Raw genomic sequence first — 20,051 nt, 5'->3', positions numbered from 1 at the left:
CGCTTCAGGCGCCGCCCTCACGCTGCGCTTAATTGATTTTCAAACGTATGCGCAATCCACGCAGGCCATAACTGACCCAAGGCCACAACAGGGCACTGACCAGCGCGGGCAGAACCAGCGCCAGCGTTGGCTGACGGTTGCCGGTCAGGGCGCTGAGCCACAGCTGTGCAAGCTGCGCCAGACCGAACACCACCAGCAACACCAGGCATTGCTGCCACATCGGGAACATGCGCAAACGCTGCTGCAAAGACATGACGAGGAACGTAATCAGGGTCAGGATCAGCGCGTTCTGGCCCAGAAGAGTGCCATACAGCACATCCTCCATGAGGCCCAGAATCCACGCCGTGGCCATGCCATATTTATGAGGCAGCGCCAGTACCCAGAACGTCAGCAGCAAGGCGAGCCAGAGTGGACGGAAGATTTCCATGAACTGCGGCAGCGGCGAAATGCTCAACAACAAGCCGATGGCAAAGGTCAGCCAGACGACCCAGCCGTTGCGTCCGGAAACATGACTAACCATCGATACGCTCCCGAGTGCTGGAAGGTGAAGAAGCCGGGGGCTGTGAAGATGCAGGACGCGAGGCAGGTCGTGCAGCAGGCGTTGCCGGTGCGGCGGCAGGCGTTGGCGTGGCGCTCTGGGCAGCCGGTTTGTGCGTCGTCGTGCTGCCCGGGAATACCGGCGCAACAGGCTGCGGCCACATCGGAAACGCTGGCGTGGGCGGCGGCAGGGTCGGGATCGCGGCAGGCTCGAGGCCCTTGTCGAACGATTCCTGCGCCTGTGCAGCATCGGCGGCACGCTCTTCCGGCGTACGGCTGTCGGAGAACACCAGCAGCAGGTTGCGGCTGCGATTCAGCGCAGCGGTCGGCACGGCACGCACGATCGCGAACGGCTGGCCGGAGTCATGAATGACTTCCTTGACCGTTGCCACCGGATAACCCGCAGGGAAACGCTGCCCTAGACCGGAACTGACCAGCAGGTCGCCTTCCTTGATGTCTGCAGTATCGGCGACATGCCGCAACTCCAGACGCTCCGGGTTGCCGGTGCCGCTGGCAATGGCGCGCAGCCCGTTGCGGTTGACCTGAACAGGGATGCTGTGGGTGGTGTCGGTGAGCAGCAGGACACGCGAGGTGTAAGGCATCAGTTCGACCACCTGCCCCATCAGGCCCCGTGCATCGAGCACTGGCTGACCCAGCACGACACCGTCACGCTCACCCTTGTTGATGATGATGCGATGGGTGAACGGATTCGGGTCCATACCGATCAGCTCGGCGACTTCGACCTTTTCGTTCACCAGCGCAGAAGAATTCAGCAACTCGCGCAGACGCACATTCTGCTCGGTCAATGCCGCCAGCTTTTGCAGGCGACCTTGCAGGAGCAGGGCTTCGGTCTTGAGTTTTTCGTTTTCGGCGATCAGTTCGGTGCGGCTGCCGAACTGGCTTGCGACACCCTGATAGAGACGCTGTGGCAGATCGACGATCCAGTAGGACTGCATCAACACCAGCGACATCTGACTGCGCACGGGCTTGAGGACCGTGAAGCGAGCGTCAACCACCATCAACGCCACAGACAACACAGCCAGCACCAACAGACGTACGCCCAGCGACGGGCCTTTTGCGAAAAGCGGTTTAATAGGCCGCTCCTCCCGGGCATGCAATCGACGGATCTAGCTTCAATTGGCTGTTATTCATGCGGTATGGAACCGGCCTGGACAGATGAAAGAAATAGGCACCATGTTACTCAGCCTGATGCATACAGGTAGCACAAGTGCTACCCGTATACAAAAAGCCAGTGAGCGGCACCCCGGCGAATTACTCGCTGGAGAGCAGATCCATGGTGTGCTTATCCATCATTTCCAGCGCACGGCCACCGCCACGCGCCACACAGGTCAGCGGGTCTTCGGCAACGATCACCGGCAGACCGGTTTCCTGAGCCAGCAGCTTGTCCAGATCGCGCAGCAACGCGCCACCACCGGTCAGTACCAGACCACGCTCGGCGATATCCGAAGCCAGTTCCGGCGGCGATTGTTCCAGGGCGCTTTTCACGGCCTGAACGATGGTCGCCAGCGACTCCTGCAGCGCTTCAAGCACTTCGTTGGAGTTCAGCGTGAAGGCACGCGGAACGCCTTCAGCCAGGTTACGGCCGCGTACGTCGACTTCACGCACTTCACCGCCTGGGTAGGCAGTACCGATTTCCTGCTTGATGCGCTCGGCAGTGGATTCGCCGATCAGGCTGCCGTAGTTGCGACGTACATAGGTGATGATCGCTTCGTCGAAACGGTCGCCGCCCACACGTACGGATTCGGCATAGACCACGCCGTTCAGGGAGATCAGGGCGATTTCAGTGGTGCCGCCGCCGATGTCGACAACCATCGAACCGCGTGCCTCTTCAACCGGCAGACCGGCACCGATGGCAGCGGCCATGGGCTCTTCGATCAGGAATACTTCACGTGCGCCTGCACCCAGGGCCGACTCGCGAATGGCGCGGCGCTCAACCTGGGTGGATTTGCACGGAACGCAGATCAGCACACGAGGGCTGGGCTGCAGAAAGCTGTTTTCGTGGACCTTGTTGATGAAGTACTGAAGCATCTTCTCGCAGACGCTGAAGTCGGCGATGACGCCGTCCTTCATGGGGCGGATGGCTGCAATGTTGCCTGGAGTACGGCCCAGCATGCGCTTGGCTTCCGTACCGACGGCCACGACACTCTTCTGGTTGCCGTGAGTACGGATGGCAACGACAGAGGGCTCATTCAGAACAATACCGCGCTCACGCACGTAAATAAGGGTGTTGGCAGTGCCCAGGTCGATGGATAGATCACTGGAAAACATGCCACGCAGTTTCTTGAACATGGGAAAGGGACCCTAGGGAACGCGTGGGTAAAAAAGTGCGGCAAACTCTAACAACGACAGGGATTTTGGGCAAGGAGCCAATATGTTAAATTGGCGCTTTTATAAACAAGACCCTCGACGTTAGCGGCTTGAGACCGCAGAAACACGATAGTGTTCCGCAACTGGTCACAAAGCAAATTCGCTCGTATTCCACTGGAGATCCCCCATGGCGCTTGAACGCTCCGACGTGGAAAAGATCGCTCATCTGGCCCGACTAGGCCTCAATGACGCCGATATCCCACGTACCACCGAAGCCCTCAACAGTATTCTCGGGCTGGTCGATCAGATGCAGGCGGTTGATACCACCGGCATCGAACCCCTGGCCCACCCGCTGGAAGCCTCTCAGCGCCTGCGCGATGACGCCGTTACCGAACGAAATCGTCGCGACACTTACCAAGCCATCGCACCAGCCGTCCAGGACGGGCTTTATCTGGTTCCGAAAGTCATCGAGTAAGGGAAAGAGCCTGCATGCACCAAATGACTCTGGCCGAGATCGCCCGCGGACTCGCCGAAAAGAAGTTTTCCTCTGAAGAACTGACCCGTGTCCTGCTGTCGCGCATCGCGCAGCTCGACCCTCAGCTCAACAGTTTCATCAGCCTGACCGAAGACCTGGCCATCACCCAGGCCCAGGCTGCGGACGCACGCCGTGCCGCCGGTGAGAATGGCGCCCTGCTCGGCGCCCCGCTGGCGCACAAGGACCTGTTCTGCACCCAGGGCATCCGCACCAGCTGCGGCTCGCTGATGCTCGACAATTTCAAGGCTCCGTACGACGCCACCGTGGTTTCCCGACTGGCCTCGGCCGGTACGGTGACGCTGGGCAAGACCAACATGGACGAATTCGCCATGGGTTCTGCCAACGAGTCGAGCCACTACGGCGCGGTAAAGAACCCCTGGAACCTTGAATGCGTTCCAGGCGGCTCGTCCGGTGGTTCCGCTGCGGCCGTTGCGGCGCGCCTGCTGCCTGCCGCGACCGGCACCGACACGGGCGGCTCGATTCGCCAGCCTGCCGCACTGACCAACCTGACCGGTCTGAAGCCGACTTATGGCCGCGTGTCGCGCTGGGGCATGATCGCCTACGCGTCAAGCCTCGATCAGGCGGGCCCCATGGCCCGCACAGCAGAAGACTGCGCGCTGCTGCTGCAAGGAATGGCCGGTTTCGATCCGCAGGATTCCACCAGCATCGACGAGCCTGTCCCGGATTACTCGGCAACCCTCAATACCTCGCTCAAGGGCCTGCGTATCGGTTTGCCCAAAGAGTATTTCAGCGCAGGTCTGGACCCGCGCATCGCGCAACTGGTCCACGAAAGCGTCAAGGAGCTGGAAAAGCTCGGCGCCACCGTCAAGGAAATCAGTCTGCCTAACCTGCAGCACGGCATCCCGGCCTATTACGTCATCGCACCGGCAGAGGCATCGTCCAACCTGTCGCGCTTCGACGGCGTGCGTTTCGGCTATCGCTGCGAAAACCCGAAGGACCTGACCGACCTGTACAAGCGTTCGCGCGCCGAAGGTTTCGGCCCGGAAGTGCAACGCCGCATCATGGTCGGCGCCTACGCCCTGTCGGCAGGCTATTACGATGCCTACTACCTGCAGGCCCAGAAGATCCGTCGCCTGATCAAGAACGATTTCATGAACGCCTTCGCCGAAGTCGACGTGATCCTCGGCCCGACCACGCCGAACCCGGCCTGGAAAATCGGCGCCAAGACCAACGATCCGATTGCCGAATACCTGGAAGACTTCTACACCATCACCGCCAACCTCGCGGGCCTGCCGGGCCTGTCGATGCCTGCGGGCTTCGTCGAAGGTCTGCCGGTGGGCGTGCAACTGCTCGCCCCGTATTTCCAGGAAGGCCGTCTGCTCAACGTCGCGCACCAGTATCAGCAGGTCACCGACTGGCACACTCGCGCACCTGAAGGCTTCTGAGGAGAAACACATGCAATGGGAAGTCGTCATCGGGCTGGAGATTCACACCCAGCTTTCGACCCAATCGAAGATTTTTTCCGGCAGCTCCACGACGTTCGGTTCCGAGCCTAATACCCAGGCCAGCCTCGTCGATCTGGGCATGCCGGGCGTATTGCCGGTCCTGAACAAGGAAGCCGTGCGCATGGCCGTCAAGTTCGGCCTGGCAGTGGATGCAGAGATCGGCCAGCACAACGTGTTCGCCCGCAAGAACTACTTCTACCCTGACCTGCCCAAGGGCTACCAGATCAGCCAGATGGAACTGCCGATTGTCGGCAAGGGCCACCTGGACATCACGCTGGAAGACGGCACGGTCAAGCGCATCGGCATCACGCGCGCGCACCTTGAAGAAGACGCGGGCAAAAGCCTGCACGAAGACTTCCAGGGCATGACCGGTATCGACCTTAACCGCGCAGGCACGCCGCTGCTGGAAATCGTTTCCGAGCCGGACATGCGCAGCGCCAAGGAAGCCGTCGCTTACGTCAAGGCGATCCACGCGATGGTTCGTTACCTGGGCATCTGCGATGGCAACATGGCTGAAGGCTCGCTGCGCTGCGACTGCAACGTGTCGATCCGTCCAAAAGGTCAGGTCGAGTTCGGTACCCGCTGCGAGATCAAGAACGTCAACTCGTTCCGCTTCATCGAGAAGGCGATCAACAGCGAGATCCAGCGCCAGATCGACCTGATCGAAGACGGTGGCAAGGTCATCCAGCAGACTCGCCTGTATGACCCGAACACCAACGAAACCCGCGCCATGCGCAGCAAGGAAGAAGCCAACGACTACCGTTACTTCCCCGACCCTGACCTGCTGCCGGTGATCATCGAGGATTCGTTCCTGGAAGAAACCCGCGCCACGCTGCCGGAATTGCCGCCGCAGAAACGCGAACGCTTCCAGAGCCAGTTCGGTCTCTCGACCTACGATGCCAGCGTGCTGGCCTCCAGTCGCGAGCAGGCGGACTATTTCGAGCAGGTAGTCAGCATCAGCGGCGACGCCAAGCTGGCCGCCAACTGGGTCATGGTCGAACTGGGCAGCCTGCTGAACAAGCAAGGTGTCGAGATTGAACATTCGCCAGTCAGCGCCGAACAGCTGGGCGGCATGCTCAAGCGCATCACCGACAACACCATCTCCGGCAAGATTGCCAAGATGGTGTTCGAGGCGATGGCCAATGGTGAAGGCAGTGCCGATGAAGTCATCGAGAAGCGCGGTCTGAAGCAGGTGACTGACAGCGGTGCCATCGAGTCGATGCTCGACGAGATGCTCGCGGCCAACGCCGAACAGGTCGAACAGTACCGCGCCGCAGACGAAGCGAAACGCGGCAAGATGTTCGGTTTCTTCGTCGGCCAGGCGATGAAAGCGTCCAAAGGCAAGGCCAACCCGCAGCAGGTAAACGAACTGCTCAAGGCCAAGCTGGAAGGTTGATACCTGAAAGAGATTGATCGTGCCAATGCTCCGCGTTGGCACGATCCCGGGACGCTCTGCGTCCCATTGGTACGAAACAGGTCCATGCGCCCGGACGCGGAGCGTCCCCAGAGGCATTCCCACGCTGAGCGTGAGGAATGATATGAGCGTATGACTTCCACAGGCACTCAGGACCCGACCCATGCGCCGACTTCTTTCTGCCTGCAGCCTGCTGACGTTCCTGGCCGGCTGTTCCAGCAACAGCCTCATCGATCCCCATGGTTACGATGAGACCGGACGCGCCTCGTATTACGGCTCGCAGCATCACGGCAACCGCACCGCCAGTGGTGAACCTTTCAACCAGAACGCCTTGACCGCCGCTCACCGGCGATTGCCCTTCGGCACGCGCGTCAAAGTGACCAATCTGAACAATGACGAATCCGTCATCGTGCGCATCAATGATCGCGGCCCTCACACCCGAGGCCGACTGATTGATGTCTCTCGCAAGGCAGCCGAACAACTGGGTATGCTGCGCAGCGGCACCGCCCCCGTGCGCATTCAGGCCCTCGACTAAGGACGCCCGCAATTCTCCAGCTATCGACACTGCCCGCCCCTGCCCTGATCCAGATGGTCGTCGGCCTTCTTTTACTGCTGATCGGCGCCGAACTGTCGGTTCGATCGGCCGTCCACCTTGCAGCGCTGTTCAAGATAAGACCTCTGATCATCGGCCTGACGGTCGTGGCGATGGGCACCAGCGCACCGCAAATGGCTGTCAGCCTCCAGGCCGCGTTCTCGGACAACACCGACATCGCCGTAGGCAGCGTGATCGGCGGCAATATCTTTAGCGTGCTGGTGATTCTGGGCCTGTGCGCCCTGGTCACCCCGCTGCGAGTTGCGCGCCAGGTGCTGCGGGTCGACATCCCCCTCATGATCGGCGCCTGCCTGCTGGTGATCGCCCTGTCATTGACCGGTGAGTTCAGCAAGTTCGACGGTGTTTTGTTGCTGGCGGCTCTGCTGCTCTGCCTGTTCATCGTGGTCCGTCAGGGCGGCCATGCGCCTCGCCACGGCCATGCAGACACGACAGAAAAGCCTCGCGCCCTGACGCGTATCGCCATGCTCGCAGGTGGCTTGCTGCTGTTGACGTCGGGCGGGCATCTGCTGGTTGATGCGTCAGTCGTGATCGCGATCAACCTGGGGCTGTCCGAGCGCATCATCGGCCTCACCGTAATCGCCATCGGCACTTCGCTCCCCGCCCTGATGACCTCACTGATCGCAGCAATGCGCGGCGAGCGTGACATTGCCGTGGGTAACGTGATCGGCAGCAATCTGTTCAACCTGCTGGGTGTGCTGGGGCTGACTGCACTGGTCGCGCCGGTGCCACTGACCATCTCGCCCAACGCGCTGGTTTTCGACCTGCCGATCATGCTCGGCGTCGCGGTGCTGTGTGTGCCGCTGTTCTATTCCGGTTACCGGATAGACCGCGTCGAAGGACTGTTTCTGCTGTCGCTGTATCTGACCTATGGGCTGCACCTCGTATCGATCAGCACCGGCATGCTGCTGGCCGAACGGCTGGAAGGCATGGTGCTCAGGTTCATTGTGCCGCTACTCGGGATTATCGTTGCCTTTGGCACCGTCCGCGCCTGGCGACGGCAGCACTGATTCACAGACGTCCGCCTCTAATGCCACAGGAGAAATGCCATGACAGACAAAATGATCAGCGATGGCGAGCAGATTCGTCGCCAGGTGATGGGCGATGCCTACGTCGACCGAGCGCTGGGCAACGCTACTGACTTCAGCCAGCCGCTGCAGGATTTCGTCAACGAGCACGCGTGGGGCAGTGTCTGGAGCCGTGAAGGCCTGCCGCTGAAAACCCGAAGCCTGATCACCCTGGCAACCCTGACCGCACTCAAATGCTCGCAGGAACTGAAGGGCCATGTACGCGGCGCGCTGAACAACGGCTGCACGGTTGAAGAGATTCGCGAAGCGCTGCTGCATTGCGCCGTGTATGCAGGCGTACCGGCTGCCATCGAAGCGTTTCGCGCCGCGCAGGAAGTGATCGACAGCTACGTGAAAGCCGACTAGTCCCGACGAATACGTCACCCGAACCCGGAACAATACGCTTCAGGGCGCAAATTGAAGTCTATGTCCGGGTTGAAACGGGAACAGCCCGACTGTCCAGTCGGGCCGAGCACGTGTCTGCGTTGCTACTTCGCACTTGCAGAGGCGTTCGACCATCCTAAAAGCTGATGCTTGAAGCCGTGGCTCGCAGCTTGATAATAGGTAATGGCACGAGCAACCAACGGATCGGTTTCCTGCGCCGCTGTTTCAAGACTTACGCCTAACGCATCATCATGACGCCTCAGCCCGTTGCGCGGGCTGAGAATGGCAAGACTCTGTCCGTCGAAGAGCCCCAGATGCTGGTAATTACCCAGCACCACACGGGGTGGCAGCGTAGGCGCAAGTTGCAGATCCCGGCCAAAAAAAGTCGATTCATAGCTCATATCAAGCAGTCCCAGCACGGTTGGCGCCAAGTCAATCTGACTGGCCAACTGATTATCATCCTTTGGCTGCACGACTTTCGGCGCGTAGATGAAAAGCGGGATCTGATAATTCACCACAGGCAAGTCCTCCTTGCCTGCACTCCCAGCAGTGTGGTCCGCGACGAAGATAAAAATCGTATCGTCAAACCAGCGCTTCTGTCTGGCAGCAAGCAGGAATTGCCCGATGGCATAATCCGTATACTTCACGGCCCCCTCGCGACCTTTACCGGATTTGATGTCTATCCGGTTGTCAGGGTACGTGTAAGGACGGTGGTTTGAGGTGGTCATCAGCTGAAGCAGAAAGGGCTTGCCCGCCGCAAAGTCTGCATCTGCCAGCTTGATTGCCTGCGTGTAGAGGTCCTCGTCAGCCATACCCCAGGCGTTCTTGAAGTGAATGTCCGACTCGGCAACGCTGCTCTGATCGACCACTCGATAGCCGTTGCCACTAAAGAATGCATTCATGTTGTCGAAGTAACCGCGGCCGCCATACACAAATACGCTGTCATATCCCACTGCAGAAAGCTGCTGTCCGAGGCTCGCAAAGCCACCCTCGCGACCTATTCGTTTTACGATCGAACGACCGGGTGTAGGCGGCATGGAAAGCGTGATGGCTTCGAGACCTCGATCTGTCCGAGTCCCGGTTGCATAGAAATTGCTGAAGTAGAGGCTGTGCTTGCGCAACTCATCGAGATTGGGCGTCAGGTTGCGAACATCTCCATTGCTGCCCATATATTTCGCGCTGAAGCTCTCAATCGTGACCAGCACGACATTGAGTTTTTTTGCCGTGCCCTGGCGCGTGATTCTGCGACGGATGTCCATAGGGTCGGTGCCCGTGAATACGGCTCCGGGCTCATTCAATTCAGCGCGAACATGGGCTCCAACCTGATCAGGCGGGAGGCTGGCGAAAAACTGTCCGTAATCCAGTTCGTTATTACGAAAAGCGGCAAAGAACTGGTAAGGCCCGTTGCTTGCCAACTCATTGTGGTAAGTGTTTCCACCACGCCCCCTTGGGGTGTCCTGATCGATCAGCATCAGGCTTGCTGACATCAACACACAGAGCGAAGCAAGTGCAACGACGCGGGTACGCCAGTCAGGCAAGGGCGCATCGAGAATTCGCCAAAGTGTTTTATGCAGCGCCCAACTGAGCGTCAGTGCCGAGACACCCAGTGCCGTCAGCAACGTGCCCATGGGGTATGACTCCAACAGGTTGTTCAATACCTCATCCGAACTACCGCGCAACACCGCTTGGTGGCCTGCAATCCCGACTTGGGCCTAGGCGATCCACAAACACAGCGTTTGTTGATTGAAGCATTGCGGCGAATGACTTCACGCTGAGATCAGCTACCTTTTTTTCATCTTCACTATACAAATATTCAACATGCATATCCTGATCATGAGCTTCAGTAGGCACCTACCTTCAGCCTGCACCATCGGTTAATCGGCCAGGTTTTAACATGAATAAACTACCTAAAATTACGCTCGCGTTTTGGATAATGAAAATTTGCGCGACCACGCTTGGTGAGACTGCAGGCGACTTGTTGTCCATGACCTTGGACGTCGGTTATGCTATCAGCTCGCTAATTCTTGTAAGTGTTTTTGTCGTAACTCTTCTCATGCAGCTTGCCAGCAAACGCTACAACCCGGCCCTTTACTGGGTTGTAATCCTGTCCACCAGCACTGCTGGCACCACTATCTCCGACTTTATGGATCGTACATTGGGCCTTGGTTATGCAACTGGCTCGGCGATTTTGATCGCAGTGTTATTGGCAGTTTTTTCAGTGTGGTACTGGAGCGAAAAATCACTATCGGTTAACCGTATAACCTCGCTCAAAGCGGAGCTTTTCTACTGGATTGCAATTCTGTTTTCTAACACGCTTGGCACCGCTCTAGGCGATTTCCTCGCTGATGACTCAGGTCTAGGTTTCATGGGGGGCGCGCTTCTTGTAGGCAGCGGCATCGCCATAGTCGCGGCGCTACATTACACAACAAAACTATCTTCTGTGGCTTTGTTCTGGATAGCCTTTGTGCTGACACGTCCCTTTGGTGCAACACTCGGAGACGTGCTTACCAAGCCCTATTCAAAAGGAGGCCTGGACTTCGGCACCGTGGGTTCCTCAGCGGTACTACTGGGGATTCTCCTGACTATGATTGTAGCTGCGACTATGTATAACCGCAGAAGAACACATAGGTATGATCAGATTTCTGATCGCTGATGAGAAGATTAGGCTGAACGGCGGCTTCTCCGACAGAGGGATGGCTCACATCGACAGTATGAAGATGACTTTCGCCGTCCACTGGAAGCGTTCCAAAGCTTATCCTACCGGAGCCATCTTGGGCCGTGGACAAGGCAACCGGGGCTCTAGTAGGACTCTCTGATCATTCTTGCCTGACGTGCGCTACCGTCCTGCTCCAGTTTGTCCGCATGCAAACCCGCATAGTTGGACGCCATGCCGCCAATGGCCTTGAGCGCACCGTCAAGAATTTTTAAAATTTCTGAGAGATGGCCCACTCAGATGAACCGTGATTTCCGCATGCTGTTTCAGAATTTGGCTGGAATGTAGCGAAAAAATCAATTTCCGGATCGATTACCGTGATTTTGTCTCATTCTCAGCTCAGGCGAAATGTAGCGATTCAGACGCCAGCCCTTTTTTGAGGCCCCCTGCAGCTTCGCTGCTCGATAGATTTCCATCCAGGGCATCTGGCTTCTTGAATACCATCAATTTGATACCTGAATTCGTGATGACCTCGAAAGCCTTCGCGCGCCATGTCGCCGATATGCATCCGAAGCGCCACAAGCCAAGAGGCCTCATCATGCTATATCTCATCCTGTTGCTACGCTTGACCTATACCGCCGTTTTCAAAAAAACCACACACTGGTCACAAAATTTTCATCGGCTTTGTCGAAAGCTGTCATGACTGGCATAGCGCCATCTTTTGATAAATTGTTACCTGCTGTCCTGCCTCGCTGGAGCCATCCATGAATCTCAGATCTCTGAAAATCGCACATAGAGCTTTCCTATGCTTCGGCGTCATTACTCTGCTTTTGATCGGCTTGGGTGGTTTCTCCTACGTTCAAATTGGTCATTTGCGCGCAGCGGAACAAAACATCGAGCAAAACTCGCTACCCAGCATTCAGGTCATTGATGACATTCAGATCGCGCTTCTTCATGCACGTCTTGAAAGTATAAGAATGCTAGCAAGTACAGATCCTGACGTTAAAAAGGCATCGGAGGCCAAGGTGCGACAAGCAATGGACACCCTTCAATCACGCAGCGATTTCTATCAAAAAAATCTCATATCAGGTGAACAAGATCGCTCTCAATTTGACGATGCCCGTAACAAAATGAGCAATTACCTTGGCGGCTTGAAGCAGGTGATTGCAATGGATGTTGCCGACCATGAACAAGCCGTATCTTTTGCCAATTCGGAACAGGCCGACAGGGCGAGCGCTTATCAGGAAACCTTGACGACAATCCGCGATGAGAATGCAAAGGAAGCACAGCAGTCGGGGGCAGATGCAACATCGGTTTACAACCATAGCGTCAACGTTCTGATAGCTGTTGTCGTACTCGCCTCCATTCTGACCGTCATTCTCGCAATCACCATGACACGCAGCATTGTAGGGCCTATGAGCGTATCTCTGAAACTTGCTGAAGATATTGCCGAAGGTGACTTGACCCGACATCTTGAGGTTACCGGCAGGGATGAGGCCTCAAGGTTGATGCAGGCGCTTAACCAGATGTCTGGGAAATTGAGGAGCACCATTCAAGATATCTCCGGTGCCTCTACGCAACTGAGCACCGCTGCCGTAGAAATGACATCCATCACCGAAAGCGCAGACCGTACGCTGCAGCAACAAAATAGCGAAATTGAACAGGCTGCGACCGCCGTCAACGAGATGAGCGCTGCCGTAGAGGAGGTTGCACGTAATGCTACGTCGACATCTCAAGCAGCCCAGCAATCCAGTGCATCAGCAGATCTGGGCAATAGCCGTGTCGCTGAGACCCTAACCGCCATGCAAGCGTTGACGGGCTTGGTCGAAGGTTCATCAGCACAAGTATTAGCACTCGCAGGCCAGGCCCAAGACATCAGTAAGGTACTGAGTGTAATTAGAGGAATCGCTGAGCAGACCAATCTATTGGCACTGAACGCCGCAATCGAAGCTGCCCGAGCAGGTGAGCAAGGCAGAGGCTTTGCAGTTGTTGCAGACGAGGTGCGCGCCTTGGCGCATCGCACACAGACTTCTACTCAGGAAATCGAGCAGATGATCTCGGCCATACAGGCAGGCTCGTCTGCTACTGTGGAGTCGATGCAAAAAAGCACTCAGGAAGTGCATAGCACTCGCAAAACCGCAGAAGACGCAGGACAGTCTTTGCGACAGATCGCAAATTCTGTGCTGGAGATAAACGAACGCAACCTGCAGATCGCAACGGCGTCCGAACAACAAGCGCACGTAGCGCGCGATGTCGATCGCAGCCTGGTCAGTATTCGCGATCTCGCAATGCAAAGCAGTGAGGGAACTCGCCAGACGCTCATCGCCAGTAACGAGCTATCGCAGCTGGCAGTCAACCTGAATGATCTGGTACTTCGATTCCGGACTTGATTATGCTCTGCAGCAAGGCGGTGCAATTAGGGGACGGCCCGGCACTAAATTCAGGTCTGTTGCTTACAAAGGTTTTGGCTTGGGCGTAGAAGCTGCTCGCAGCGACGCCAGGGCATTCCTCGGACTGGCATGCATCGTGAGGTCGCCATGCGCGTTTTCCTGACGGATTGAGACCTTGGAAGCCGTGATCACTGATGGTCACTTGCGAATGGAAGATATCTTCTCTAACCCACCCCAATTTCAGCCTCAAGACGGGCAAAAAATTCAATGAGCGCCAGCGCTGTTTCGGCCTCACAACTGCCCAGAGGGCTATCTCAAAGTTGCCACCGATTAAGTGGCAACCGCTTTCATCAGATACCCGAAACGTGCCAATCAAAGCTCCGTTATTTTACCGGCATCGCTGCGTGGTGCTTGCAAACTGCCTGCCCACATCAAAAGCTGATGCTTGAAGCCATGACTCGCCGACTGGTAATAAGCTATAGCGCGAGCAATCAGCGGATCGGAACTCTGTGAAGACTCTTCAACACTTGCACCTAACGCATCGTTATGACGACGTAGCCCATTGCGCGGGCTGAGGATGGCAAGATTCTGTCCGTCAAAGAGTCCCAAATGCTGGTAGTTACCCAATACCACGCGAGGGGGCAGCGTCGGCGCAAGTCGCAGATCTCGGCCGAAAAACGTTGATTCATAGCTCATATTGAGTAGCCCGAGCAGAGTCGGTGCCAAATCGATCTGGCTCGCCAACTGACCATCGTCCTTTGGCGGCACGATCTTGGGCGCATAAATGAAAAGCGGGATCTGATAGTTCACCACGGGCAAGTCTTCCTTGCCTGCACTCCCAGCGGTGTGATCCGCGACGAAGACAAAAATCGTTTCGTCAAACCACGGCTTTTGCCTAGCGGCGAGCAAGAATTGACCGATGGCATAATCTGTATATTTCACGGCCCCGTCACGGCCCTTGCCAGATTTGATGTCAATTCTGTTGTCAGGATAGGTGTACGGACGGTGGTTTGACGTTGTCATCAACTGCAGCAGAAAGGGCTTACCCGCAGCGAAGTTTGCGTCCGCTAACTTGAGTGTTTGGGTGTAAAGATCTTCGTCAGCCATGCCCCAGGCATTTTTGAAATGAATATCCGATTCGGCAACGCTGCTTTGGTCGACCACTCGATAACCGTTTCCACTGAAAAAAGCATTCATGTTGTCAAAGTAACCACGACCTCCATAGACAAATACACTGTCGTACCCCACGGCAGAGAGCTGCTGCCCCAGGCTCGCAAAACCGCCCTCGCGACCTACGCGCTTTACGATGGAACGGCCGGGAGTCGGCGGTATAGAGAGCGTAATGGCTTCCAGACCTCGATCTGTCCGGGTGCCCGTCGCATAAAAATTACTGAAGTACAGGCTGTGTCTTCGCAGCTCATCAAGGTTGGGCGTCAGGTTGCGACCATCCCCATTGCTACCCATGTATTTGGCGCTAAAGCTCTCGATCGTGACTAGCACGACATTCAGTTTTTTAACCTTGCCTTGGCGTGTGATCTTGCGACGGATGTCCATAGGATCGGTGCCCGTAAATACGGCTCCAGGCTCACCCAACTCAGCCCGAACAAGCGCTCCAGCCTGATCAGGCGGAAGGCTGGCAAAAAACTGTCCGTAATCCAGTTCATTATTACGAAAAGCCGCAAAGAATTGGTAAGGTCCATTGCTTGCCAACTCGTTGTGGTAGGTATTTCCACCGCGCCCCTTTGGCGTGTCCTGGTCGACAAACATCAGGCTTGCCACCATCAACACACAGAGCGAAGCCAGTACAGCGGCGCGGGTACGCCAGCTAGGCAACGGTGCATCGAGAATACGCCATAACGTTTTATGCAACGCCCAACTGAGCGTTACTGCCGAAACACCAAGTGCCGTCAGCAAGGTGCCCATGGGATACGATTCGAACAGGTTGTTCAATACCTCATCCGAATAAACGAGGTAGTCGACCGCAATGAAATTGAAGCGAACCCCAAACTCATCCCAGAACAACAATTCGGCCACAGCGGTGAACAACATCACGAAAAAGCTAACGGATACGAGTCCTTGCAGCCACCACCTATGCCACCTAGAACGCCATAACACGGGTGGACACAGCAGTACATAAAGCCCAAAGGGAAGCATGGCATAGGCAAGGAAGCTCAGATCGTACAGTAGCCCTTTTCCAAAGACGGACGCATATCCATCAACAGACTCGTCGGGGTGGCTAATGACCAACGCAAAACGAGTGACAAGAAAGATCACGAACCAGGTGCCGCATATCATGGCTAATAAACGCAGGGGGGAGTAACGCAGTTGAAGCATAAGAGAATCCTTTCTTTGTTTTTATCCCGGCGCCCAATGGCGCTGGAGTTCTACAAGACTGCGGATCGAGAGGGTGTTACCGAGGTGGACTTGAAACCGCCGTTGGCAAATCTCGTGAACGAATCGTTCAAAAATGAGCATGAGTCAGACGGTGGCTTGGCCACACCACCCCTTTCAGGCAAGGCAGCGTTGCGAAGCAACGACATGAGGACAGGAAAAACTGAGGGTGCTCTCATAAGGTTTGACGCAGCCATCCGTGCTGACAGCCCGATCATACTGAACTCATCAACAAAAGCCTAAACCTGGTACTTCTTAGAAATTCGCTGGACAGGTGTGCTGGCCCTACCGAGTGCTCTCCACAAAAGCGTGACGACTTTCCGGGTCAATGAATTTTTTACCGAACGGACAGAGGAGAAGGCAAAAGCTTTACCGACTTGAGGTCGCGACCAACACGATTGCAGGTTTCGTCCTTCTGATGCGCTATATTTATCAGGAACCGCTCTGACACCATCGGAAGGTGTCGCGAGCTGGGTCCGCGCCATAGTGGCGGCCTTGAGCAACGATACGGAGCGATATGGACTTCACACACAGCATCAAGAAAAGAATCATCATTGTGTTTGCGTTGATGATTGCTTTTGTAGCCATTGTTTTTGCTGCAGGGATCGTTGCGACCTTCCACGTGGTCGAGCGCAGACTCACCGACACAAGCCTGGCGGGTAGCCTGCACCGCATACTTGCCATGGATACAGTCGACGACTGGCGTCATGAGCCTGAAAAAGATGAGTTCTTTTATGTCCAGGACGGACCTGGCGACCTGCTGATGCCCAGAAATTTGCTCTCGTTGCCTTCAGGCTTTCAAGAGATCGAGCTCCAAGGTGCTCCATTTTACGCGATGGTGCGAGAGGTGGACGGCAAGAAATATGTTTTGCTACGCAACCATAAGGCCCTACAGCGACGTGAAAACCTGCTGTTCATGACTGTAGGCGGAGGCGTTTTGTTAAGCGTTCTCCTGGCACTGGGCTTAGGTTGGCTGCTCGCCCGCCGCGTCATGTCACCTGTCATTCGTCTTGCGCGACAAGTTCGACATCGCGACCAATTGCTGTCTTTCGCTCCCCCCCTTGGGCCCGATTACGCTGCTGACGAAGTAGGTGACCTTGCCCGCTCATTCGACGATACGTTGCTGAAGCTTCGCCCAGCCCTGGCGCGCGAGCAATTATTTACGAGTGACGTGAGCAACGAACTGCGCTCGCCACTGATAGTACTTGCAAGCGCTTCAGAAACACTGCTCCAGACTGCTTCGCTGGATATTCGCTGCCAAAAACAGGTGACTCGTATCGCTAGAGCAACCGACACCATGCTTCATTTGGTCGACACATTCCTGTTGTTGGCCCGCGATGAAGACCGTCATCCGACTGAAGCAAATCCCGTCTCGCTGAGGCAAGTAGCGGACGAACAGGCAGATATTTGGGGAAAGCAGATCCGCTCAAAAGGTCTCGAGTTTATCTATAACCCTACAGAACATTCTCAAGCTCGCTACAGCGATACATTGCTGTCTTCAGTCATGGGCAATCTGCTGCGCAACGCTTGGCATTACACCGACAAAGGACGCATCACTCTGGCCCTGACCGAATATGGTTTTGTGGTCGAAGACACAGGGATTGGCATACCTGAAGAGAAACAGCGGGCCATGTTTGAACCCTTCGTAAGGGGTGATGAAAAACGAGGTGAGGGTCTAGGCTTGGGGCTTTCTCTGGTTCAAAGGATCTGCACAAACCAGAAATGGGAGGTCCAGCTTTACAGTCAGGAGCCCAATGGATGCCGATTCTCAGTAAATTTGATGGACAATAATAAGGCGCAGTGATGGAAATTCTGATTATTGAGGATCATCAAGACATCCACGACAACCTGGTGGAATATTTCGAACTGAGAGGGCACAACGTGCAGAGCGCGCTCGACGGCCTGAGCGGGCTGCACTTGGCGGCCACCCAGAAATTCGATGCCATCATTCTCGACATCATGTTGCCAGGAATCGATGGCAACCAGATCTGTCGAAGCTTACGCCAGTATTCCAAAACGGAAGTTGCGATCGTAATGCTCAGCGCCCGAGACGAGCTTGAAGATCGACTTGTAGGATTCAGTGTGGGCACTGACGACTACATTACGAAACCCTTCGCCATGTCGGAAGTCCTTGCCAGAGTCGAAGCGGTGGTCGCTCGCAGTCAACGACGGAATAACCGAGTCATGGTCGTTGCTGATCTAAAATTTGACCTGGACACATGGGAGGTTTCCAGAAACGGCAAGCTCCTTAAACTGAATCCTACTAGTATGAAATTGCTGGAGTTGTTGATGCGCAAAAGTCCCCACATCGTAAAGCGCGCAGAGCTTGAAGATGTCGTTTGGGGGCGCGACGCACCCAACAGCGACAGTTTGCGCAGCAATATTCACATCCTGAGACGTACATTACACAGCGGCTTTGACGCCCCTCTGCTTCACACCGCACATGGCCTTGGTTACAAGCTCAGTAAGGCGGAATAGCTTGTTACGGAGCAACACAGTTTTCACAATAACTTGACCCAGCAACAACGCGAATCGCTCTATTTTTTGCTCATGAACACCCGGAGAGCATCATGAGCGGCCCAGTCAAACTCAAGTTTTCTGAAAAATACGATCAGGATCATGCAGAGCAGTATTTCCTGAAGCACCATGCCACTCTGGCCCGTCGCCTGTCCCACTTGCGGGATGAGCAAATGGTGCGTAAAGCGCTCAAGCTAGCTGGAGACCCAGGCCTGGTATTGGATTTACCCTGTGGCGCAGGCAGGTTCTGGCCTCTCCTGTCAGAAAAGAAAAGTCGAATAATCATAGGTGCAGACAACTCAGCAGACATGCTAAGCACTGCCTGTACGCTACAGGATCCGGACATCGTCAAACGGGTAAAACCATTACAGACGTCAGCATTCAATATTTCGCTGCCCAACAATTCGGTTGATACCATTTTCAGCATGCGCTTGCTCCACCACATTGGTGAGGCAGAAAACCGTATGACGATGCTCAGAGAGTTTCACCGCGTTACCCGTGAGACTGTCATCCTTTCGCTGTGGGTGGATGGCAACTACAAATCCTGGAGGCGCACACGCCAGGAGGCTGCTCGCAGGGCATCGGGTAGGCAAGGTGATTATCAAAATCGGTTTGTCCTGCATCGCGCAACCGCAGAGGCGGAATTTCTTTCGGCTGGGTTCGCTATCGAAGAACGTATTGACTTCATACCGCTCTACGCCATGTGGCGGGTCTATCTTTTGAGAAAGCTGTAGCGTCTTCCATGGCATACGCTTCCAAGCAACCCTAAAGACAACCGTCAGCATTGCCATCAGATATTACGCTGGCAGGCTGTACCCCTTGAAGCTCGGCTACGGACAAGTCGAGCCGAAAGCCGTAGTTTTGAATCCGTTCGTCCACCAGCATCGTGAGTTTTCCGGAATAGCTCGTACACTTTTCCTGTCAGCAATGGAGGAGCACGGTGAATGGACGACGTAGATAGAAAAATCATCTGCCTGAAGGAACGACTTAGAACCCGCGAGATCGCTATGAAGCGCAAACAGACCCTTACGGAAAGAAAACTCAGACAAGCCCACTCGGTGGCGTTGATGTGTCTGGAAACCCAAGATCTTCCCCTGAAGCAGTCGCAGAGGCGCTGAAGATTTCTGACCGGTACGTGGAGACGTTGAGAGGGTGTATCCAGATTCGTGGAGGCATTAATCTGGAAACCACCGTAACCTTTCCCGAGGGGAAGGTGGCAATGGACAAGCTCTCCCAGTGCCCCATTAAACATCAGAAACCTCTCAAGAACCCCACGTAAGTGGGGCTTCTTGTATTAGGGGCGGAAGAACTATTTCAGTGGTCACCGTATATTAGATTTCAGTTAGAAGAATCTCTTTGCAGCGCTCAGCACTTCAGCCGCTTGAAGGGACAGGGCTATCAGCAACGCTCTCGTTGAGATAGAGCTGTTACGCAACGCGGAGTGGCAGAGTCGCTTGCCAGGCGCCAATGATCCGTAGCGCGACCTTTAAGCCGGTCATGGATTGCTGCTCAGAAAGAAGTTTGCTGGCCATCATGATTGCATCTCCTCAACTGTGGAGCGGTTTACCTTCAGATGGGGACTATTTTGTTACCTTGGAGGCGTTTCAATTTGTCCCGATCAAGGAGAGCTTGGTTTCCGCCCAGTGTCGGATCCGTCCTCAATGCCTTGACCCCTACGGTGGGACCGTAAGCCCTCCGATCAAACGTAAGCGCTCCATAAACCCCACCTGGCTAAAGACAGGTAAAGCGCTTAGCTGTG

16 protein-coding genes and 2 pseudogenes are annotated in these 20,051 nt (G+C 55.6%); 13 read left to right on the top strand and 5 right to left on the bottom strand.

The window, feature by feature from the left end:
* Nucleotides 1-28: 28 nt before the first annotated feature.
* The 3 genes from mreD to mreB form a co-directional block, all read right to left on the bottom strand.
* Entirely contained in the window at nt 29-520 is a 492-nt protein-coding gene (gene mreD, locus QRN20_RS09300) for a rod shape-determining protein MreD (protein WP_004881567.1), read from the bottom strand.
* Complete coding sequence (mreC, locus tag QRN20_RS09295) at nt 513-1,631, bottom strand: rod shape-determining protein MreC (RefSeq protein ID WP_080663415.1); 1,119 nt, start codon at nt 1,629-1,631, stop codon at nt 513-515. The genes mreD and mreC overlap by 8 nt, the downstream gene beginning before the upstream one ends.
* 178 nt (nt 1,632-1,809) lie before the next feature.
* Nucleotides 1,810-2,847 carry a rod shape-determining protein MreB gene (gene mreB, locus QRN20_RS09290; protein ID WP_002555108.1) on the bottom strand — a complete coding sequence of 346 codons (1,038 nt, stop codon included), beginning with the start codon at nt 2,845-2,847 and terminating at the stop codon, nt 1,810-1,812.
* Nucleotides 2,848-3,052: 205 nt separating this feature from the next.
* Between mreB and gatC the strand changes: the two genes are divergently transcribed.
* The 6 genes from gatC (at nt 3,053) to QRN20_RS09260 (ending at nt 8,323) form a co-directional block, all read left to right on the top strand.
* Entirely contained in the window at nt 3,053-3,340 is a 288-nt protein-coding gene (gene gatC / locus QRN20_RS09285; RefSeq protein WP_004881569.1) for an Asp-tRNA(Asn)/Glu-tRNA(Gln) amidotransferase subunit GatC, read from the top strand.
* 14 nt (nt 3,341-3,354) lie between these two features.
* Entirely contained in the window at nt 3,355-4,806 is a 1,452-nt protein-coding gene (gene gatA / locus QRN20_RS09280; protein WP_069144590.1) for an Asp-tRNA(Asn)/Glu-tRNA(Gln) amidotransferase subunit GatA, read from the top strand.
* Nucleotides 4,807-4,816: 10 nt separating this feature from the next.
* Nucleotides 4,817-6,262 (top strand): Asp-tRNA(Asn)/Glu-tRNA(Gln) amidotransferase subunit GatB, encoded by a 1,446-nt coding sequence (gene gatB / locus QRN20_RS09275; RefSeq protein ID WP_058432058.1) that lies wholly within the window; start codon nt 4,817-4,819, stop codon nt 6,260-6,262.
* A 181-nt stretch (nt 6,263-6,443) separates the two neighbouring features.
* Nucleotides 6,444-6,815 carry a septal ring lytic transglycosylase RlpA family protein gene (locus tag QRN20_RS09270; RefSeq protein WP_004881572.1) on the top strand — a complete coding sequence of 124 codons (372 nt, stop codon included), beginning with the start codon at nt 6,444-6,446 and terminating at the stop codon, nt 6,813-6,815.
* A gap of 53 nt (nt 6,816-6,868) precedes the next feature.
* Nucleotides 6,869-7,900, top strand: coding sequence for a calcium/sodium antiporter (locus QRN20_RS09265; protein ID WP_122575051.1), 1,032 nt, complete (start codon nt 6,869-6,871; stop codon nt 7,898-7,900).
* A gap of 39 nt (nt 7,901-7,939) precedes the next feature.
* Complete coding sequence (locus QRN20_RS09260) at nt 7,940-8,323, top strand: carboxymuconolactone decarboxylase family protein (protein ID WP_029243325.1); 384 nt, start codon at nt 7,940-7,942, stop codon at nt 8,321-8,323.
* Between the two features lie 122 nt (nt 8,324-8,445).
* Here the strand turns inward: QRN20_RS09260 and QRN20_RS09255 are convergent.
* Nucleotides 8,446-10,008 (bottom strand): annotated as a pseudogene (locus QRN20_RS09255) (LTA synthase family protein); the annotation flags it as partial.
* 227 nt (nt 10,009-10,235) lie between these two features.
* Between QRN20_RS09255 and QRN20_RS09250 the strand changes: the two are divergent.
* The 3 genes and pseudogenes from QRN20_RS09250 to QRN20_RS26845 all read left to right on the top strand — a co-directional run bounded on the left by QRN20_RS09250 (nt 10,236) and on the right by QRN20_RS26845 (nt 13,384).
* A complete protein-coding gene (locus QRN20_RS09250) occupies nt 10,236-10,994 on the top strand; it encodes a COG4705 family protein (protein WP_058432056.1) in 759 nt (252 codons plus the stop codon).
* A gap of 764 nt (nt 10,995-11,758) precedes the next feature.
* A pseudogene (locus QRN20_RS26850) lies at nt 11,759-12,526 on the top strand (MCP four helix bundle domain-containing protein); the annotation flags it as partial.
* Nucleotides 12,503-13,384 carry a methyl-accepting chemotaxis protein gene (locus QRN20_RS26845; RefSeq protein WP_371306683.1) on the top strand — a complete coding sequence of 294 codons (882 nt, stop codon included), beginning with the start codon at nt 12,503-12,505 and terminating at the stop codon, nt 13,382-13,384. The pseudogene QRN20_RS26850 and the gene QRN20_RS26845, both read left to right, overlap by 24 nt.
* A 372-nt stretch (nt 13,385-13,756) precedes the next feature.
* Here the strand turns inward: QRN20_RS26845 and QRN20_RS09240 are convergent, their stop codons facing one another.
* Nucleotides 13,757-15,718: an LTA synthase family protein gene (locus QRN20_RS09240; protein WP_088234593.1), complete on the bottom strand. Its 1,962-nt coding sequence runs from the start codon at nt 15,716-15,718 to the stop codon at nt 13,757-13,759.
* Nucleotides 15,719-16,292: 574 nt separating this feature from the next.
* Between QRN20_RS09240 and QRN20_RS09235 the strand changes: the two genes are divergently transcribed.
* The 4 genes from QRN20_RS09235 (at nt 16,293) to QRN20_RS09220 (ending at nt 19,410) form a co-directional block, all read left to right on the top strand.
* Nucleotides 16,293-17,579, top strand: coding sequence for a sensor histidine kinase (locus QRN20_RS09235; RefSeq protein WP_058432051.1), 1,287 nt, complete (start codon nt 16,293-16,295; stop codon nt 17,577-17,579).
* Complete coding sequence (locus QRN20_RS09230; RefSeq protein ID WP_046463710.1) at nt 17,579-18,253, top strand: response regulator transcription factor; 675 nt, start codon at nt 17,579-17,581, stop codon at nt 18,251-18,253. The genes QRN20_RS09235 and QRN20_RS09230 overlap by 1 nt, the downstream gene beginning before the upstream one ends.
* Nucleotides 18,254-18,345: 92 nt before the next feature.
* The gene (locus QRN20_RS09225) at nt 18,346-19,026 is read left to right on the top strand and encodes a class I SAM-dependent methyltransferase (protein ID WP_058432049.1); all 681 of its coding nucleotides are present in this window, start codon (nt 18,346-18,348) and stop codon (nt 19,024-19,026) included.
* Nucleotides 19,027-19,236: 210 nt separating this feature from the next.
* Nucleotides 19,237-19,410 carry a hypothetical protein gene (locus QRN20_RS09220; RefSeq protein ID WP_231991828.1) on the top strand — a complete coding sequence of 58 codons (174 nt, stop codon included), beginning with the start codon at nt 19,237-19,239 and terminating at the stop codon, nt 19,408-19,410.
* Nucleotides 19,411-20,051 lie beyond the last annotated feature (641 nt).

The sequence above is a fragment of the Pseudomonas sp. fls2-241-TYG-175 genome (genome assembly GCF_030209155.1).
Classification (GTDB): Bacteria; Pseudomonadota; Gammaproteobacteria; order Pseudomonadales; family Pseudomonadaceae; genus Aquipseudomonas; species Aquipseudomonas viridiflava.
Note: the sequence above shows the minus strand (reverse complement) of the source record. Positions and strands in the feature narration are given on the sequence as shown.

Coding starts and splice junctions, on each gene's coding strand:
- gatC (WP_004881569.1), top strand. CDS start 3,053: ATGGCGCTTGAACGCTCCGACGTGGAAAAGATCGCTCATCTGGCCCGA.
- QRN20_RS09260 (WP_029243325.1), top strand. CDS start 7,940: ATGACAGACAAAATGATCAGCGATGGCGAGCAGATTCGTCGCCAGGTG.
- QRN20_RS09240 (WP_088234593.1), bottom strand. CDS start 15,718: ATGCTTCAACTGCGTTACTCCCCCCTGCGTTTATTAGCCATGATATGC.
- mreD (WP_004881567.1), bottom strand. CDS start 520: ATGGTTAGTCATGTTTCCGGACGCAACGGCTGGGTCGTCTGGCTGACC.
- gatA (WP_069144590.1), top strand. CDS start 3,355: ATGCACCAAATGACTCTGGCCGAGATCGCCCGCGGACTCGCCGAAAAG.
- QRN20_RS09265 (WP_122575051.1), top strand. CDS start 6,869: ATGGTCGTCGGCCTTCTTTTACTGCTGATCGGCGCCGAACTGTCGGTT.
- QRN20_RS09220 (WP_231991828.1), top strand. CDS start 19,237: ATGGACGACGTAGATAGAAAAATCATCTGCCTGAAGGAACGACTTAGA.
- QRN20_RS09225 (WP_058432049.1), top strand. CDS start 18,346: ATGAGCGGCCCAGTCAAACTCAAGTTTTCTGAAAAATACGATCAGGAT.
- mreB (WP_002555108.1), bottom strand. CDS start 2,847: ATGTTCAAGAAACTGCGTGGCATGTTTTCCAGTGATCTATCCATCGAC.
- QRN20_RS26845 (WP_371306683.1), top strand. CDS start 12,503: ATGCAGGCGCTTAACCAGATGTCTGGGAAATTGAGGAGCACCATTCAA.
- QRN20_RS09235 (WP_058432051.1), top strand. CDS start 16,293: ATGGACTTCACACACAGCATCAAGAAAAGAATCATCATTGTGTTTGCG.
- QRN20_RS09230 (WP_046463710.1), top strand. CDS start 17,579: ATGGAAATTCTGATTATTGAGGATCATCAAGACATCCACGACAACCTG.
- QRN20_RS09250 (WP_058432056.1), top strand. CDS start 10,236: ATGAATAAACTACCTAAAATTACGCTCGCGTTTTGGATAATGAAAATT.
- gatB (WP_058432058.1), top strand. CDS start 4,817: ATGCAATGGGAAGTCGTCATCGGGCTGGAGATTCACACCCAGCTTTCG.
- QRN20_RS09270 (WP_004881572.1), top strand. CDS start 6,444: ATGCGCCGACTTCTTTCTGCCTGCAGCCTGCTGACGTTCCTGGCCGGC.